At 35.2% G+C, this 253-nt stretch carries 1 protein-coding gene; it reads left to right on the plus strand.

Annotation, left to right across the window (positions count from 1 at the left end):
• Window positions 1-7: 7 nt before the first annotated feature.
• A partial coding sequence (locus VJI93_RS09065; protein WP_324009369.1) for a fluoride efflux transporter CrcB occupies window positions 8-253 on the plus strand: 246 nt, incomplete at its 3' end.

Raw genomic sequence — 253 nt, forward strand, 5'->3', positions numbered from 1 at the left:
GTAAATCATGTACTATTCACTTATCTCAATTGCGTTAGGATCAATCTTAGGTGCTTGGCTACGTTGGTTGATTGGTTTAAAGCTCAATCCTATTTTTCCAGCGATTCCATTGGGTACGGTCACCGTAAATTTTATTGGTGGTTTTATTATTGGATTTGCAATTTCATATTTTTCACAAAGCGCACTTAGTCCAAATTATAAGTTATTTGTGATCACAGGTTTTTGTGGCGCATTAACGACTTTTTCAACCTTT

Origin of the sequence: Parvimonas sp. M20, from assembly GCF_035282425.1 — a bacterium.
In the GTDB taxonomy this organism is placed as follows: domain Bacteria; phylum Bacillota; class Clostridia; order Tissierellales; family Peptoniphilaceae; genus Parvimonas.